The sequence below is a fragment of the Pseudoflavonifractor sp. An187 genome (assembly GCF_002160275.1).
Taxonomy (GTDB): Bacteria; Bacillota; Clostridia; order Oscillospirales; family Oscillospiraceae; genus Enterenecus; species Enterenecus faecium.
This window is the reverse complement of record NZ_NFKG01000029.1, coordinates 14,696-29,028: the sequence shown is the minus strand read 5'-3', so window position 1 is coordinate 29,028 and position 14,333 is coordinate 14,696. Positions and strand designations below refer to the sequence as shown.

Below are 14,333 nucleotides of genomic sequence, written 5' to 3'. Positions count from 1 at the left end.
GCCTCAGAAATGTAAAATTCCAAAACCATAATGAAAATGCCGACCGCCATCTCATTGCCTCTGCGCTGAGATGGCGGCCTTTTTATACGCCGGGAGATTTTACGGTTACTTACGTTTTGCGACACATCCTTTCTTCTGTCTGTTTTTCTTTTCCCGGGCATCTGGGCCCGGCTGGGGTTTTATGCTCTGGACTTCTTGATGCCGATCATGTACAACACCGGCAGCAGCAGGGCAAACACCATCACAATCACGCCCGTCAGAACGCCGGCAGCCACGCCGAGGCCCGCAGAGCCGCCCATTACGCCCACCAAGGTGGTAACCAACAGGATACTCAGCAGCCCGTTGATGACAGCCAGCACGATGAGGACAATGGCCAGGGCCTTGCACACATCCAGGTTGTCCTTATTCTGGACCCCCAGAATGCCAGCAGCCAATTCCAGAGCGGCAGCAGCCACGGCAAACACGGAGGTACCGATGCCGATGCCCCCATAGGATGCGTTCTCTGCGAACTTACCCAGAGAGGAGAGTAAGCTCAGGGCACCAAAGATGATAAAAAGAATGCTGATGACTTTGAGAAGCGAGCTTTTTTGCATAACTTGTTCCCTCTTTCTCTACACCGAATCGGTGCTTTCTCTGGTGTCATTATACCGGCATTCCCGCAAAAACACAACCGTAGATAAGGCATGATAAATTGCGCAAAGTAAGCGTCAAACCTAGCAGCACATAGTAAAAGCCATCCCGGAGTTTTGTGCTCTGGGATGGCTCAGGGTTATTCACTTAGAAAGAGAAATGTATTGTATGGTTTCTCTTTGCGTTCATGTACGCTTCCTTGAAATCCTCTCTTGCACCTTTGCCGAAGTAGATATGGTACGGTACAACCAGTCCATCCGAAATAATGCTGCCCCGGAAAGGAATTAACACAGCATCCAGCAGCACGGGACTTTCTCCAAGCATCTCCGCCCAGGTGGAGAACAATCCCTTTACCATATAAACCGACCCATCTTCCGCTGAGATAAACACAGAACCCTTTTTTAGATGTCGTTCCAGAATATATCTGCCCGGTTTGCATTGTTTCCATCCTGCAACGATTTGCGCATATTCCTTCGGCAGCTCAGCTATAGCGAGATATTCCTCTATAACCTCAATGTGTGACCACAAATAGTCCGCAATTGCTTTGGCATCGCTTGCGTCAACTCCCTGCCTTTGGTCTATCGTCTCTGTTTCGGGACACACATGGTACTTCTTGTTCACAAAATCCAACAGTGGAAACCATAACTGGTAAAAAAGCTCAGCATCAGATTGTTCCAGTCTCATATCTTGCTCCTTTGTGTATTTTGAAAGTGTCCAACGCTACTTTGTTCTGCATCCTGCCGGTGCGTTCCAGGGCAGCAGCTTTTCGGGCATATCCGGATTTTTCAGGTCGGCTTTGTTTGTGTTTTTCAGCAGCCAGGTCAGGTATTGATAGGGATCCAGCCCATTCTCAATGGCGGTCTGGATCAGGCTGAACATAATGGCGCTTCCTTTCGCTCCCTTGGGCGTGTTGGCAAACAGGAAGTTCTTCCGGTCAATGACAAAGGGCTTGATACTTCTTTCTGCCCGGTTATTGCTCAATTCCAGCCTGCCGTCTTTTAGATAGTTCGTCAGGTAAGGCCACTGCTCATTCAGGTAAGTAAACGCCTTCCCCAGGGCAGACTTGGGTGCCGCTGTTTTGGAATTTGCCCATGCAAACATCGCGTCTAAAACAGGTTTTGCCTGTTTCAGTCGCTCGTTATATCTTTCTTTTGCTGTTTTCTCTGCCAATCCCTGTTCAATCTCAAACAGGAGATTGCAGTAGGCAAGTCCTTGGGATGCGGAACTGCCTTTCGCCTTTCCTTTGGGTAGTGACTTCACTGCCTCGTCGAATTTTCTCCGGGCGTGAGCCCAGCATCCAACCACTGTAATATCCTCTGGCAGGCTGTGGTATCCCTGGTACCCATCCGTATGGAGATACCCCCTTATATCCGGCAAGAAACTCCTTAGGATGCTTTGCACCGCGACCAGGCTGGTATTCATACAGGACAATCGGTTTGTCCGTATCGCCACTGGTCCGGTACAGCCACATATAGCTCTCACTTTGCGGTGCTTTCCCGGGTTCATGCAGCACCTGCAGGGTAGTCTCATCCCCATGGAGGACATCTCTTTTCAGTAGCTCCTTGTGCAGTTGCTTATACACGGGTGTCAGGTAATCTTCCGTTACTTTCAAAATCCAGTTGGACATAGTCTGGCAGCTCAGCTGGATACCCTGACGGTTTATCTCCTGTTCCTGCCGGTACAGAGGAGAACCCATAACAAACTTCTGTGTCATGATATGGGCAATGGCCTCCGGTGTAGCAAAGCTGCCGGGAATGATGTTCTTTTCCCGGGGCGCTTTCACAACAGGCGTCTCGCAGCCCTCGTCAGCATTTTCACTGCAGCTTTTGCAGGCGTAGGTGTAGTAAATATCCTCCCGGACGATATACTGGGCAGGTATGATTTCCAGTGTCTTGACCACTTCCTTGCCGATCTCCGTCATAGTATCCCCGCACTGAGGGCAGACCAAATCCTCACCCTCCAGACGATGCTCCACCTGCTTCGTAGGGATTCCTTCCGGGATGGTATCCAGAGTGTAGGTATGCTTCTTGTGCCGCTTGTGGCCTGCCCCATCGGTGGCTTCCGGTTCCTCTTTTTCCGCAGTGGAGAACACCTCGGCTTCGTTGAACAGGAAGCTCAGCTGCTCCATGAAAGATTCGTCCGTCTTCTCGGAGGACGCGCCAAACCGCTTGTGCCGGGCAATGCGCAGGGCTTCCGTCAGCAGCTCTATCTGACTTTCCAAACGGGAAATGCGCTCGTCCTGAGATGCCAGTCGAGCGTTCTTTTCCTCATATTCCGCCCGGGAAATGGTCACCATTTCCGGGTTGCTTGTCTGGAAATCATTCGTACTTTTCATGTGTTGATTATACCATATTCTGCCTGAAAAGTACAGTAAAATAGGAAATTTCTCAAATAATTTCCAGACCTTTTACCGGCCTGTGGGCCTTTGGCTGGTCGATACTCAGGCCCTCCATGAGCCAACGATATTGCTGGGCAGTTAGCGTTTTGGCTTCACTTTCTTTCCTGGGCCATTGGAAAGAACCCGACTCCAGCCTCTTGTAAAGCAGCACAAACCCGTTCCCTTCCCAGTACAGTGCCTTGATCCGATCCCGGCGTCGACCGCAGAACAGGAAAAGGGTGTTGGCGAAAGGATCCAGATGGAACTGCTTCTGAACCATGGCGGCCAGGCCGTCAATGCCGCGCCGCAGGTCGGTGTAGCCGCAGGCAATGTAGACCTTGTCCGCTCCCGTGAAATCGCTCAGCATGATTTCAGAATCCGCAGAACCGTTTCCACGGTGGCCGCATCCGCACCATTGTAAATCTCAGCCTCAACTCCGGAAGTCCGGACCGTGACAGCTAAGCCGCTGGATGGCCGAACATTAGGTGTTGGTGTAATTTCTGCAAAGGCAGGCTGCCGAATCGACTGCTGTTGTTCCGACAGTGTTTGGAATAGCCGCCTTTGCCAGTAGTAATAGGTCTTTTCAGAAAGACCGTTTTCCTGACACCAGGCCCGGACAGTCATTCCGCTGCTGCGGCAGGCCATGATCCTGGCGGTCCAATTCTCCAAACGTTCCTGCTTGGACATTACTTGCAGACTTTGCTCCACTTTTGACCATCTCCCAATGTGTCAAATACCTCCCTTGGACTGCATGAGAGATATTTCAAGTTTTGGGATATTGTCTCATGCCCTGACCCGCAATTCAAGCCGCGGGGAGGTTTTACGCTTACTGCGCAAATTAAAAAACAGATAAAAAGAGACATGGTTTGCAGATCTCTGGTAGAATGAAGTTGCGACACCACCATTCGAAAGGAGACAGCAAACCATGCCTGAGAAGATTGTACAGCTAAATGAAGAAGCTATCAAGGGGCAGCTCAAGGAGTTGGTACGAGGCAGCGTAGAGGAAACCCTCAACGAACTGCTGGAGGCCGAGGCTCAGAAGCTGACCCAGGCGGCCCGGTATGAACGCAATGAACAGCGCCAGGGCTACCGCAGCGGCCATTACAGCCGTAACCTTACCACCACCTCCGGGGACGTCACCCTCAAGGTGCCCAAGCTCAAGGGCATTTCCTTTGAAACTGCCATCATTGAGCGCTATCGCCGTAGGGAGAGCAGTGTGGAAGAGGCTCTGATCGAGATGTACCTTGCCGGAGTATCTGTCCGGCGTGTGGAAGACATTACCGAGGCCTTGTGGGGCACCAAAGTATCTCCCTCCACCATCAGTGAGTTGAATAAGAAAGCATATGTCCACATCGAGGATTGGCATAACCGTCCTTTGCAAGGCGGACGATATCCGTATATCTATTTGGCATGCTGGAAGCCGTAGGCGAAGTGTTTCCTGAGACCAAATACCAGCGGTGTACCGTCCACTTCTACCGCAACGTGTTCTCTATGCCCCCTCGTTCCCAGGTGAAGCTTGTGGCCAAGATGCTCAAAGCGATCCACGCTCAGGAGAGCAAGAAAGCCGCCCGGGAGAAGGACACCGCTGTGGTGGATGAGCTGCATTCCATGAAGCTGAAAGAGGCTGCTAAGAAGGTAGCGGACAACATTGATGAGACTCTGACCTACTGCAATTTCCCTGGTGAGCATTGGCCCCGTATCCGTACTAATAGTGTCATCGAGAGGCTGTACCGGGAAATCGTCTCCGTCCCCGTGTGGTGGGCAGCTTCCCGGACAGCCCACTCTACTCTCATGCTGGTCTGTGCCCAGCTCTGCCATGTGGCTGGCCCCCAGTTGAGCAATAAGAAGTACATGAATATAAAACACCTGAAGCCTACCATCGAGGACCTCTCCATTGCCGGCTGACTTCATTCATGCCAGGGGGTTGCAAACCAATTTGTGTAAAACTCTTGACAGTACCGGAAACCACAATCCCGATGGAGGTTATCTATAGATGGCTAGATTTGACGGTTACGTATCTATTGTTTTCTAAAAATCACCATCTTATCGGCCCCAATCACAACTCTGTTCAATATTTGCTATAGAAGTATTTTATCCTCCTTCACGCACCATTAGTTTTCTTCTACTTTAATTATCATTCGCTCAAAGCATTCTCTCGCAGAGTCCGCAGAAGTTGTGTTTCCAAGGATAACACCCGTGTCTGATCCATTGACCAAAACGGCATAATTATATTCTGATTTATTATAACACCAAAAGATGTAGCTATTCCCATCTTTTTCCCCAGAATCAAGTAGTTCGGCATTCTCATCTTTGTTGACTACATCGACATACTGTTGATACGCTTCTCCTTGAATAAAAGATCCTTGACTCAGCGCCTCACCATCGCAAGAAATCTCAAACGGCACATTGGAGGAAATATCATAGCCATCAGCCGTATCTAGTGTAATCTTGATTATATCACCATTATCTACTGTAAAGGTATATGTCTTAGAGGAACTGGTGGTACATCCGCTAACCATTCCAAAAATAAAAAGAAGCAACATTCCTAGCAAAATATTTCTCTTCATCTTCCTCATCCCCTTATCCCTCTTTCTCGCGCAGCTCTAGTAACATGGTATCAGCTTTTTCCTTAAATGCAATTTGTTCATCATCTTGATAACCAAGTGCAAAAATTCTTGTGATTTGATCATTATTAAACAAAAACATTTTGTTCGAGTCTAAATAACCTTCAGGGTAAATTACCCCTGTATAGTCCCACAAGCGCACCCTATCTCTACCGCCTTTCTGGCACCAGCCAACAATCATAACTTTTTTTTTGCTTTGTCCAACCAAAACAACTGAACCAATAGGCAATAATCCATCCAGCATAATGAATACCTCCCTTGCCATTTTAACATGTATTTAGTCATTTTACAATTTAAATTACGTATTATGCAAACAGGGCAAAAATCAAAAGAAACACCCCTATGATAATTAGGATCATTGCAGCAATTAGCATAACAACACTTGCGTATTTCGATTGCGTTTCACAAGATACTAATTCTTCATCATCAATTACTACAAATGGACGCCCCTTCGGTGAAAAGTAATACCAGATCTTTGCACTATCACCATTATCGTATTTCCCCATCGTTGATTTATATGGAATTGATTCTGCAACTTGGACGTTACCCCATTTATCTGTAAATCTGACATAAAAACAAATTCGGCAATTTTCCTGAATACGTTTTTCCACAATTCCCACTCCACGAAACTTTTCAGGCTCGTTTTTAGAAGGGACAATTAGGCTCCGCATGAGAATCAGAACCGCCGCAATCACTATAAATAAAATTCCTATCATTTATATTCCCCCATTTTACCAGTCCCAAAAATCATTCCATCCTTCTACAAAGTCATTCCATCCTTCTTCTACATAATTCATGGCGCCTTCTGCAACGTCACAGACTCCATCAACCATGCCACCAACATCTATTTCCACATCGAGAGATACCCCGACACCTAAAGATGCCCCAACATCACATTTAACAACACCATCTCGATATCCTACATCAGCGTGTGCTCCTATGCCTACATTAACTCCACCTTCCACGCCGACTTCGCCGCCTAGGACATTTACACCAACCGAAGCATTTGCCTCTGCCGCTATCGCTTCAGCACTGGCACTAGCTCCCAGTTGAACATCTAGTCTTCCATCCTCTCCAAATATCTGCGCTCCAACATCAGCTTTGGCCTCTGCCTTTCCTGTTGTCACACCGACCTCCGTATTCAAGCCTAAATTTTCATTGCCTAACCATTGTTGCTCCCATTCGCTCTCAAATGCAGTAACACTTGCACCTATTTCAGCATTTACTCCAGGGCTAAATTTCTTTTCCCCATCTGCCCCTATGACATAAAAGCCTGCCGAAATTCCAGCATGAGCCTCTGCTTCACCAACAGTCACAGAAAGCTTTCCATTTTCTCCAACATCAAACGACCCATCATAGATACTTGCGCTGACACCTACATCTTGCCCAATTTCTCCGAGAGACAGTTCTTTATCATAAAATATAGGCGCGCCATCGGTCCTCTTTATTTCATTTCCATCTTTGTCAAGGTAAAATTCATCCTTTTCTTCGATATAATGATCTCCCTCTTTGAGCTTTTGCTCTACCCACTCATTGAAACTATCAACGTCATTTTTTATCTCAAGCTTTGTACTTTCATTTGCCGAAAGTTTGAGAAAGTACTGTTCTGAATGCTCATCTTCCCATTTAGCTGTATATGCGGAAATGGACAAAGTTCCAAATATTTTCGATACCTCATCAGAAATATCAATTCCTAGGACAGAGAGTACATTCTCTCCATTACTAGCTTTTAACAATGCCGCAGCAAATGTATTACTGTCTTTTCCTTCTTCCACGCATACATTTAGTAGACTTACGTATAGTTCATTGTAATGAGCGCTTATAGCAGAAAAACTTTCGTATTTTGTTGTGTTTGATATCCATGCAGCTTGATTCCAGAAATCTGCACCTAATTCATCATTGCCACATGACGCTGCCGATTCATACATAACTACTGTATCCTGTAGTCTCTCAATAACAGCAAGAATTGCCTTGATTTCATCATCTGTTATTTCTGCAGGGTTTTTTTTAATGTATTCAAAAAGAAGGTCTTTATCAAAAATAAGTTCACCATCAATATCTTCTACCAACCTGTCGACAACTCGCTGCACATTACTGTTTGATATATCTTCCAGCGTGTCTGCCAACATAATGGTCATAAACTCTGTGCTAAAATATCCATTAGACGGGGTTACGATTGTTGCTAACTGATCTATATAACGTAACCACTGAGATAGGTTTACACGTATGTTTCTGATTGTAGTGGAATAAGATACATCAATATTCCTAACTGCACAAAAAATGTCATTAATGGTTTTCTCAGTTGCGCTGTTTTTATCAATAACTTTTTTATGATATAGATTTACATCGTTTATGTAGTTCTTGATATCGAGAATACCAATCCATGATTCAAAGTCATACCATCGATCCCCTATCCAGTCAGTAAAATTGCCCCATTTTTCATTTTCAACTTGAGAAACTAGGCTCAGCATCTTTTGTTTAGACTCTTCCGAAAAGTCCCTTCGCATTGTCTCACCTCCTATTAACCCAGGTTATTGTTACTGATTTATTTTCTTGGCAGCCTTGTTATCGCTTTCCTCATAACTGTTCTTTACATTTGTTAGAAACGCAATTGTATTTTCAGCCAAAGAGACCATATGAAAATTTAGTTTCTTATAAAGTTGTGCCAACAATTCCATCTCATTAACCGTCCGTCCTCCACCTATGGTTGCAGGCACAGATACGTCATTTGCCTCCCAATCATCTTTGAGTTTTCTCAGTTGGGCGATAGAATCTTGTAAACCAGAAACACTGATTTTTATTTCATCCATCCAATTACCTCCTTAAAACAGGTATTTATCTGTCTCGTCTACTCTGTCGAGAAAACGCGTAACTTGGGTTTGGGCAGTATCTGAAATAATGCCAATTTGCTCTTGCATTTTCTCTGCATATTTAATAAAGCAATCCAACGCTTTTGCTACATCTCCTTTTATAATTGCTTCACTCTGAACGGTCCTTAATAAGCAGAGATAATCACTAATCATTTTGTCGAGCCCCCCCCCTTGTTTCTTGTAATATTCCCCCATTTTGACGCAGTAGTCATCATCTATCACACAGTTATTACTTGCCATAACATTTACTTCCCCCATCATATAGCGTACTGTAACTGCTCTCTCCAATACTGGATTCGTCTTTTCCTGTATGCTAAATCATTACTAATCTGATTAATACGAGTACGGCAAGAACTTATTTCCCTATTTGTGTTATCGATATTATTTCGTATGTTACTACATTTCCTATTTGTACTATCGATTTCGGACTGCTTCTCCCTAATTTTCCTAGATACTTTATCTATCGCAGACGTTAACCCATTATATGTATTTCTATACTCGTTACCATATAGCAAGGCTTTCATGCCACAAATATATGAAGAAAAAAAGTTTGTTGTGAAAATATAGGTGATATTGTGGCTATATGCGCCACGCCGTTTATTTTGCCGCGCAGCAAAATCATTTTGTAAATTCTGTACCTTATGGTTCAACTGGGTTAGCTGATTTTTTTCGTCCTCAAATTTTCTCTTTTGGCTGGCAAGGCTATTCAACTGAACATTCCACTGGCGCACGCTTGTATTTAGAGAAGCCAATTGTGAATTTAAGCTATGCAAATCCTGTTGGAACTGATACACCAGATTTTCATTGTATCTGATATTGTTTTGCACTTCTACCTTAGTCATGGAATCACCTCGTACTTCACAATAGTGTGCCTAACAACGTAATTTTGTAAATACTGCGCATTGTTGTAATTTATTTCACAAAGGTAGTAGGCCACATAAAGGCCTACTACCTTTGTAAATTAAGTTAGCGACGGAACTGATTGGCAATATTCTTGTCTGTTTCTTCCACGATCTGGGCGGTTGCTCTCAGGTTGTGGGCAATTTCTTCCAACAAATCCTTAGCAGTCTTGAACGCAGGCTTGATCTTGTTGTACCGGTCCTCATACCCCTGCACAGCCGCACCTTCCCACTCACCTTTAAGGGTTTTGAGCAAATTGTCCATAGCAGTCATTACATTCTGAACCGTTTCCACCTGCTTATCGGTTTGCGCTGCTCTAGTCCTCATGGTTTCGGGAGTCATTCTAATTTGAGACATAATCTTTCTCCTTTCAAAATGTATTATGACAAATCGCTCAGCGACCTATCACCGATCATTATTCCGCAGAATCTACAATTTTTAGCTTAGTTACATTGTTACCGCGGATATAGTACGCATCACCATTACCCAATTTCTTTTTGTTCTCACGAATCGCTTCATAGGGAGCATCAAAGGGTTTTAATGTATCCAAATCACTAAAGAAAAACAAATGCTGCTCTTGTTTGATGTGACGCAATGGCTCCGGAGCATCGTAGGATACAGACATATTCTCGTAATTTGAAAAAATGATGCACACTCCCATGGACTTATACCTGGTAACGATTTCATTATATTGTCTCAGTGCGTCGAAGTCATCATTAATACACTTTGCCACATCATTGTTTTGAACAATCATTACCAACAGGGCATTGGATCCGACATCTTCAGGATTCTCGAGCATATCCTGATATCTATTTTCGAGTTTTTGATGCCACTCATTTATCAAGGCAATGGCTGAAGTAGCATCTAACTTATAATCTGTTACAACCTCTGAATTTTGTAGATCAGCATAATTACGTTTGACATCATCAAAAATATGAATTTCTACCGGATATTCATTATGTTTGTTTTCTAAGCATTGAATTAGATAACGTACAAACTCTATTTGTTTCCTCTCATTATTTCCTGATACCCCAAAAAAACTTATTTCTGACAAGTCGATATAAAATGCTTCAACATTTGTATACGTCACTCCAACGGGCACTTGGTATCCAAATCTGGATGCCCCAAAAGTTGTATACATGTCTTCTGCTTTGAGGACAGTTGGGATTGTGGGTATTCTTCGAGCCTGTTTCTTGTTTTGTCGGTTAATTCGTTGAATAAACATCTGCAAATCCTTTAATCGCTCAATCTCTTTATCACCCTCAAATGCTAAATACGTTTGACACTCTAGCAATCTTTTTTCCATAGGAAAAAGACATCTGCCCGGAATCTCACTGGGTTGCATTCCAACATTATCAAATAAGTTACTGTATTCGCTAATATCATTACAATGTAGGGCTATTCGATTGGAAAAATTAGAAAAATATCGATAACCTATCCCTGCGGTCTGAGAGTTTGTAACAATCGTAGAGATACCTACCGCTAGTCCTTCTCGAATTAGAACTAGAAGTGTATCACTATCTTGAAGATACAATTCAATCAGTGCCGTCAGATTATCAATTATCAGAATTATCTGAGGTAAATCTTTATAGCCAGCTTCCTTGTATGCCGCAAAGGAACTAACACCAACTGCAAGCAGTTTCTCCTTTCTGCTTGCTATCTCTGCATGTAACAACTTAAAAAGATTCTTTAGCATTTCATCGTCAGAAGACGTAACAACGCCACCAACATGCTGCAATGATTCAAAATTTTTCAAGAACATTGCAGCAAAATCTAAAATATAGATATTTGCTTCTTCTGAAGAATACGTTTCAGCAATGGCACGGATCAAGCTGAGTAATAGATTGGTTTTCCCATATTGGGGCGAACCAATTATTACAGTATTTTTATTCATGATATCTAACATTGTTGCGGCTTGCCTTTGATTTTCAGGATCATCGAACACACCAATTGGTAACCCAACCTGATGACCATCGAACACATCCCCTTCAAAATCAGGAAAAGAGATTTTGGTGGGAAGCGGCGGTAGACAAATATTTGGCAACCTTGTTATGCCATTTTCTTCACAGAATACAGAGACATATCGAACTATTGCTTCCAACTGACTTATCGCTTTATTATTCGTCTGCTTATTTTTTTGAACAAAAACTGGCACTCTTTTCCCACCAAGAGATAGCACATTTATAGCAAATTCTCTTGTGATGTTTTCAGATTGGTTTTCTGGTGCTCCACTGTAGGCCGACTGCAACAGTTCAAATATTTCATTGTTTCCAACTTGGAGATAAGCTCGACCTGGTTCCTTAATTTCTGCTGCAAGGGGAGATTTCAATACCTCATTGCTATCCTCGTGCGTTTGCACTTTCAAGCAAATCTTGAACCTTGAATTGCTCCAAATCTGATCATCAACTTGTCCAGAAGGTTTTTGGGTAGCCAAAATCAAGTGGACCCCCAAGCTTCGTCCAATGCGGGCAGCTGAGATGAGTTCCTTCATAAATTCAGGCTGTTCCGCCTTCAACTCGGCAAACTCGTCCACAATGATGATTAAATGGGGAAGTGGGGCTGAAACCTCCCCGGCCTTGTACTTTTTTATATATTTATCGATATGGTTGACATCTGCCTCTGCAAAGAGCCGCTGACGCTTTTGCAACTCAGCCTTAATGGACTTCAGAGAGCGATTAATTTCTTTCCCGTCTATATTGGTGATAGCACCCAGCAGATGGGGCAGTTCCCGGAATTGGTTCACCATTCCGCCACCCTTGAAGTCGATGATCAAGAATGCAACTTCATACGGGTGGAACAGCGTAGCCATTGCCAAAATGTATGTCTGTAAAATCTCGGACTTACCAGAGCCCGTGGTACCAGCCACCAAGCCATGCGGACCATGGGCCTTATCATGCAGGTCCAAAGACACAATGCCCGTTTTAGATACGCCTATGGGCGCTGCCATAGATTTGAACACCTGGGACTTGCTCCATCTACTTTTCAGATCCAAGTCATCCACCGCCAAAATATTGAGCATTTCAAACATGGAAATATTCTTTGTCAGAGCGCCCTCCAGCGAAATCTCTTCGGTATACACCGGTGCAAGAAGCTTTACAATTTGCTCTGCTCTCTCTGTCGGAATCGTAGTATACTCGAACGGAGATGTCTCGTTCTTGTTCTGTGTATTAGTTAGCACAGCATGCTCATGATCTTCAATGGTAATAAGGTATCCGCACCCCTGCGGAATATCTGCAGCTGTATCCCCAAAGAATACAAAGCTAACCCCCAGTTCCTTTGCCTTGCTAACAAACTTTGAAATGGGATGCGATTTAAAGCCATACTCATTATAGAACAAAACTACAATGTTGCGATCATACTGTTTATTTTGTTCTCGAATACTTAGTTCCTTGTACAAGTATTCGAACACAATATTTCTGCTCTCATCATCACAAACCAGATTCCGAATTCCCAAATCCTCATTGTACAAATGCGGCAAGAACCGCAACCACCGAATTTCTTCCTTATGCTCGCAATTCGCCACAAGCACCAGGTTTACATTACTGAAATACTGGCGTGCAGTAATATCAAGCACAATATTTTTCAAAAATTCAAACCGATATTCCTGGCTTCCTGTAATCCCAATTGCATTGACGCTCTTTAAATCACAGACAATGGGTGCCTGATGAACATTTTTGAACTCTTCGCAGATTTCCTGAGGAATACTTTGGAGCTCATCCTCGATATCCAAACGCTCTTGTTTTTTGTAGTCAACCACCCGCAAAGAACTGACATCGCCACTTCCTAGGCGAACACACAGATAATCTTCATCTTCAGGCATCCGATCAAACAGTGACGAAGAAAACGTCTCCAAGCGGCTCTCGGCCACCTGTTGAGAGATATAAATATCCTCAAGGGACTCTCTTTCCTCATCACGAAGCTTCTGAATCTCTGCCCTTTTCTTGGCTGCATATGCGTTATATTTTTCAATTCTATCTGCTGAACTCTGTTTATAATCCTTATTGGCCTCACGGATGCTCATGATAGTAGTAAAAATCGCCATGCCGCCAGAAATAGCCGACATAATAATCATCATGCCACCAAAAAACGCCATAACACCTGCCGCAAGTAGCATTCCCATAGAGGGCAGCAACCGCATAAAAAGATTATTCTTAGGCTTTTGAGGTTTGGCAGGCGGATCTAAAATTTCAATTTTTTCATCGCAAACAACTGTTTTTACCCGGGTGTTTCTACGAAATTCTGGATATATATTTTGAGTAGGGTGATCGATATACTCCAAACCGTTTACACCTAAGTCGCTGCGAATCTGAGACCACAGCTGGTCTCCCTTTAGATAAAAGAAATAGTCAGAAATAGATAAGAAATCTCCACTGCAAACGGTATCTCCACTTTTGGCTCGCTTGCCGTTTATATATACCCCATAAGTTGTTTGCTTAATATTTAACTCATACTTGGATTGTTTTCTATTTAAGATTACTTCGTCCTGCTTGACGTATTCACTTTTCAATACGATGTTGTTTCCCTGACTTGTGCCGATTGTTAGGGAAGCTTTATTGGCAATATTAACCACTCTCTCATATCTCGTCTTTCCATCATCAAAATCAATAAAAAACTCCAGAGAAAACACATATTGATCCGATTCCTGATATTTAATCTCCAGAGAATCGCCATGCACCAAACTTTTTGTAAGTAACTTTCGAACATCACCAGCTGTCAGATAAATATTATCCGAGCAAAGGACAGACCATCCCTCGCCGCTACGCATAAACAGAAGTTCAATTGGCCCAAAAAAGAGTTCCTTCCGCAATCTCACATCACAATCAATGCCAGTGCCTACTTTTAATTGCTGACACTCCTGATCTAGCTCAATTTCCTTATAAATATTATTGTTGGAAATGGTAATCTTATATCGGTTATTCATTATATATTCTC

14 protein-coding genes and 2 pseudogenes are annotated in these 14,333 nt (G+C 43.6%); 1 reads left to right on the top strand and 15 read right to left on the bottom strand.

Features of this window, described 5'->3' with window-relative positions; all coding sequences use genetic code 11:
* Positions 1-179 precede the first annotated feature (179 nt).
* The 6 genes and pseudogenes from B5F22_RS10140 to B5F22_RS10120 form a co-directional block, all read right to left on the bottom strand.
* Complete coding sequence (locus B5F22_RS10140) at positions 180-593, bottom strand: hypothetical protein (protein WP_087392470.1); 414 nt, start codon at positions 591-593, stop codon at positions 180-182.
* 184 nt (positions 594-777) lie between these two features.
* On the bottom strand, positions 778-1,314 hold the full coding sequence (locus B5F22_RS10135; protein WP_087392469.1) for a hypothetical protein: 537 nt from the start codon (positions 1,312-1,314) through the stop codon (positions 778-780).
* A gap of 36 nt (positions 1,315-1,350) precedes the next feature.
* Positions 1,351-2,052 (bottom strand): IS66 family transposase, encoded by a 702-nt coding sequence (locus B5F22_RS12805; RefSeq protein WP_275532485.1) that lies wholly within the window; start codon positions 2,050-2,052, stop codon positions 1,351-1,353.
* A 28-nt stretch (positions 2,053-2,080) separates the two neighbouring features.
* A pseudogene (locus B5F22_RS12800) lies at positions 2,081-2,926 on the bottom strand (transposase); the annotation flags it as partial.
* A 91-nt stretch (positions 2,927-3,017) separates the two neighbouring features.
* A complete protein-coding gene (tnpB, locus tag B5F22_RS10125) occupies positions 3,018-3,374 on the bottom strand; it encodes an IS66 family insertion sequence element accessory protein TnpB (protein ID WP_087256962.1) in 357 nt (118 codons plus the stop codon).
* On the bottom strand, positions 3,368-3,694 hold the full coding sequence (locus B5F22_RS10120; protein WP_242955107.1) for an IS66 family insertion sequence element accessory protein TnpB: 327 nt from the start codon (positions 3,692-3,694) through the stop codon (positions 3,368-3,370). The genes tnpB and B5F22_RS10120 overlap by 7 nt, the downstream gene beginning before the upstream one ends.
* 238 nt (positions 3,695-3,932) lie before the next feature.
* On the opposite strand from B5F22_RS10120, the pseudogene B5F22_RS10115 reads away from it, so the two are divergent.
* Positions 3,933-4,912, top strand: a pseudogene (locus B5F22_RS10115) (transposase).
* Positions 4,913-5,118: 206 nt separating this feature from the next.
* Here the strand turns inward: B5F22_RS10115 and B5F22_RS10110 are convergent.
* From B5F22_RS10110 to essC, 9 genes are all read right to left on the bottom strand, one after another.
* Positions 5,119-5,574 (bottom strand): hypothetical protein, encoded by a 456-nt coding sequence (locus B5F22_RS10110; RefSeq protein WP_143482240.1) that lies wholly within the window; start codon positions 5,572-5,574, stop codon positions 5,119-5,121.
* A 13-nt stretch (positions 5,575-5,587) separates the two neighbouring features.
* Entirely contained in the window at positions 5,588-5,875 is a 288-nt protein-coding gene (locus B5F22_RS10105) for a DUF4176 domain-containing protein (RefSeq protein WP_087392467.1), read from the bottom strand.
* 61 nt (positions 5,876-5,936) lie between these two features.
* Positions 5,937-6,347, bottom strand: coding sequence for a hypothetical protein (locus B5F22_RS10100; protein WP_087392466.1), 411 nt, complete (start codon positions 6,345-6,347; stop codon positions 5,937-5,939).
* A 15-nt stretch (positions 6,348-6,362) separates the two neighbouring features.
* Positions 6,363-8,138 carry a hypothetical protein gene (locus B5F22_RS10095; RefSeq protein ID WP_087392465.1) on the bottom strand — a complete coding sequence of 592 codons (1,776 nt, stop codon included), beginning with the start codon at positions 8,136-8,138 and terminating at the stop codon, positions 6,363-6,365.
* A 30-nt stretch (positions 8,139-8,168) separates the two neighbouring features.
* On the bottom strand, positions 8,169-8,441 hold the full coding sequence (locus tag B5F22_RS10090; protein WP_087392464.1) for a DUF5344 family protein: 273 nt from the start codon (positions 8,439-8,441) through the stop codon (positions 8,169-8,171).
* Positions 8,442-8,453: 12 nt separating this feature from the next.
* Complete coding sequence (locus B5F22_RS10085; RefSeq protein WP_158096683.1) at positions 8,454-8,741, bottom strand: hypothetical protein; 288 nt, start codon at positions 8,739-8,741, stop codon at positions 8,454-8,456.
* A 17-nt stretch (positions 8,742-8,758) separates the two neighbouring features.
* Positions 8,759-9,343, bottom strand: coding sequence for a hypothetical protein (locus tag B5F22_RS10080; RefSeq protein ID WP_087392462.1), 585 nt, complete (start codon positions 9,341-9,343; stop codon positions 8,759-8,761).
* A gap of 124 nt (positions 9,344-9,467) precedes the next feature.
* The gene (locus B5F22_RS10075; RefSeq protein ID WP_242955106.1) at positions 9,468-9,758 is read right to left on the bottom strand and encodes a WXG100 family type VII secretion target; all 291 of its coding nucleotides are present in this window, start codon (positions 9,756-9,758) and stop codon (positions 9,468-9,470) included.
* A 58-nt stretch (positions 9,759-9,816) separates the two neighbouring features.
* Entirely contained in the window at positions 9,817-14,322 is a 4,506-nt protein-coding gene (gene essC / locus B5F22_RS10070) for a type VII secretion protein EssC (RefSeq protein WP_087392460.1), read from the bottom strand.
* Positions 14,323-14,333: the final 11 nt, after the last annotated feature.

Excerpts from the sequence above, each read along its gene's own strand:
- B5F22_RS10095 (WP_087392465.1), bottom strand. The coding sequence starts at position 8,138 with ATGCGAAGGGACTTTTCGGAAGAGTCTAAACAAAAGATGCTGAGCCTA.
- B5F22_RS10090 (WP_087392464.1), bottom strand. The coding sequence starts at position 8,441 with ATGGATGAAATAAAAATCAGTGTTTCTGGTTTACAAGATTCTATCGCC.
- B5F22_RS10105 (WP_087392467.1), bottom strand. The coding sequence starts at position 5,875 with ATGCTGGATGGATTATTGCCTATTGGTTCAGTTGTTTTGGTTGGACAA.
- B5F22_RS10075 (WP_242955106.1), bottom strand. The coding sequence starts at position 9,758 with ATGTCTCAAATTAGAATGACTCCCGAAACCATGAGGACTAGAGCAGCG.
- B5F22_RS10135 (WP_087392469.1), bottom strand. The coding sequence starts at position 1,314 with ATGAGACTGGAACAATCTGATGCTGAGCTTTTTTACCAGTTATGGTTT.
- B5F22_RS10110 (WP_143482240.1), bottom strand. The coding sequence starts at position 5,574 with ATGAAGAGAAATATTTTGCTAGGAATGTTGCTTCTTTTTATTTTTGGA.
- B5F22_RS10120 (WP_242955107.1), bottom strand. The coding sequence starts at position 3,694 with ATGTCCAAGCAGGAACGTTTGGAGAATTGGACCGCCAGGATCATGGCC.
- tnpB (WP_087256962.1), bottom strand. The coding sequence starts at position 3,374 with ATGCTGAGCGATTTCACGGGAGCGGACAAGGTCTACATTGCCTGCGGC.
- B5F22_RS12805 (WP_275532485.1), bottom strand. The coding sequence starts at position 2,052 with ATGAATACCAGCCTGGTCGCGGTGCAAAGCATCCTAAGGAGTTTCTTG.
- B5F22_RS10085 (WP_158096683.1), bottom strand. The coding sequence starts at position 8,741 with ATGGCAAGTAATAACTGTGTGATAGATGATGACTACTGCGTCAAAATG.
- B5F22_RS10140 (WP_087392470.1), bottom strand. The coding sequence starts at position 593 with ATGCAAAAAAGCTCGCTTCTCAAAGTCATCAGCATTCTTTTTATCATC.
- B5F22_RS10080 (WP_087392462.1), bottom strand. The coding sequence starts at position 9,343 with ATGACTAAGGTAGAAGTGCAAAACAATATCAGATACAATGAAAATCTG.
- essC (WP_087392460.1), bottom strand. The coding sequence starts at position 14,322 with ATGAATAACCGATATAAGATTACCATTTCCAACAATAATATTTATAAG.
- B5F22_RS10100 (WP_087392466.1), bottom strand. The coding sequence starts at position 6,347 with ATGATAGGAATTTTATTTATAGTGATTGCGGCGGTTCTGATTCTCATG.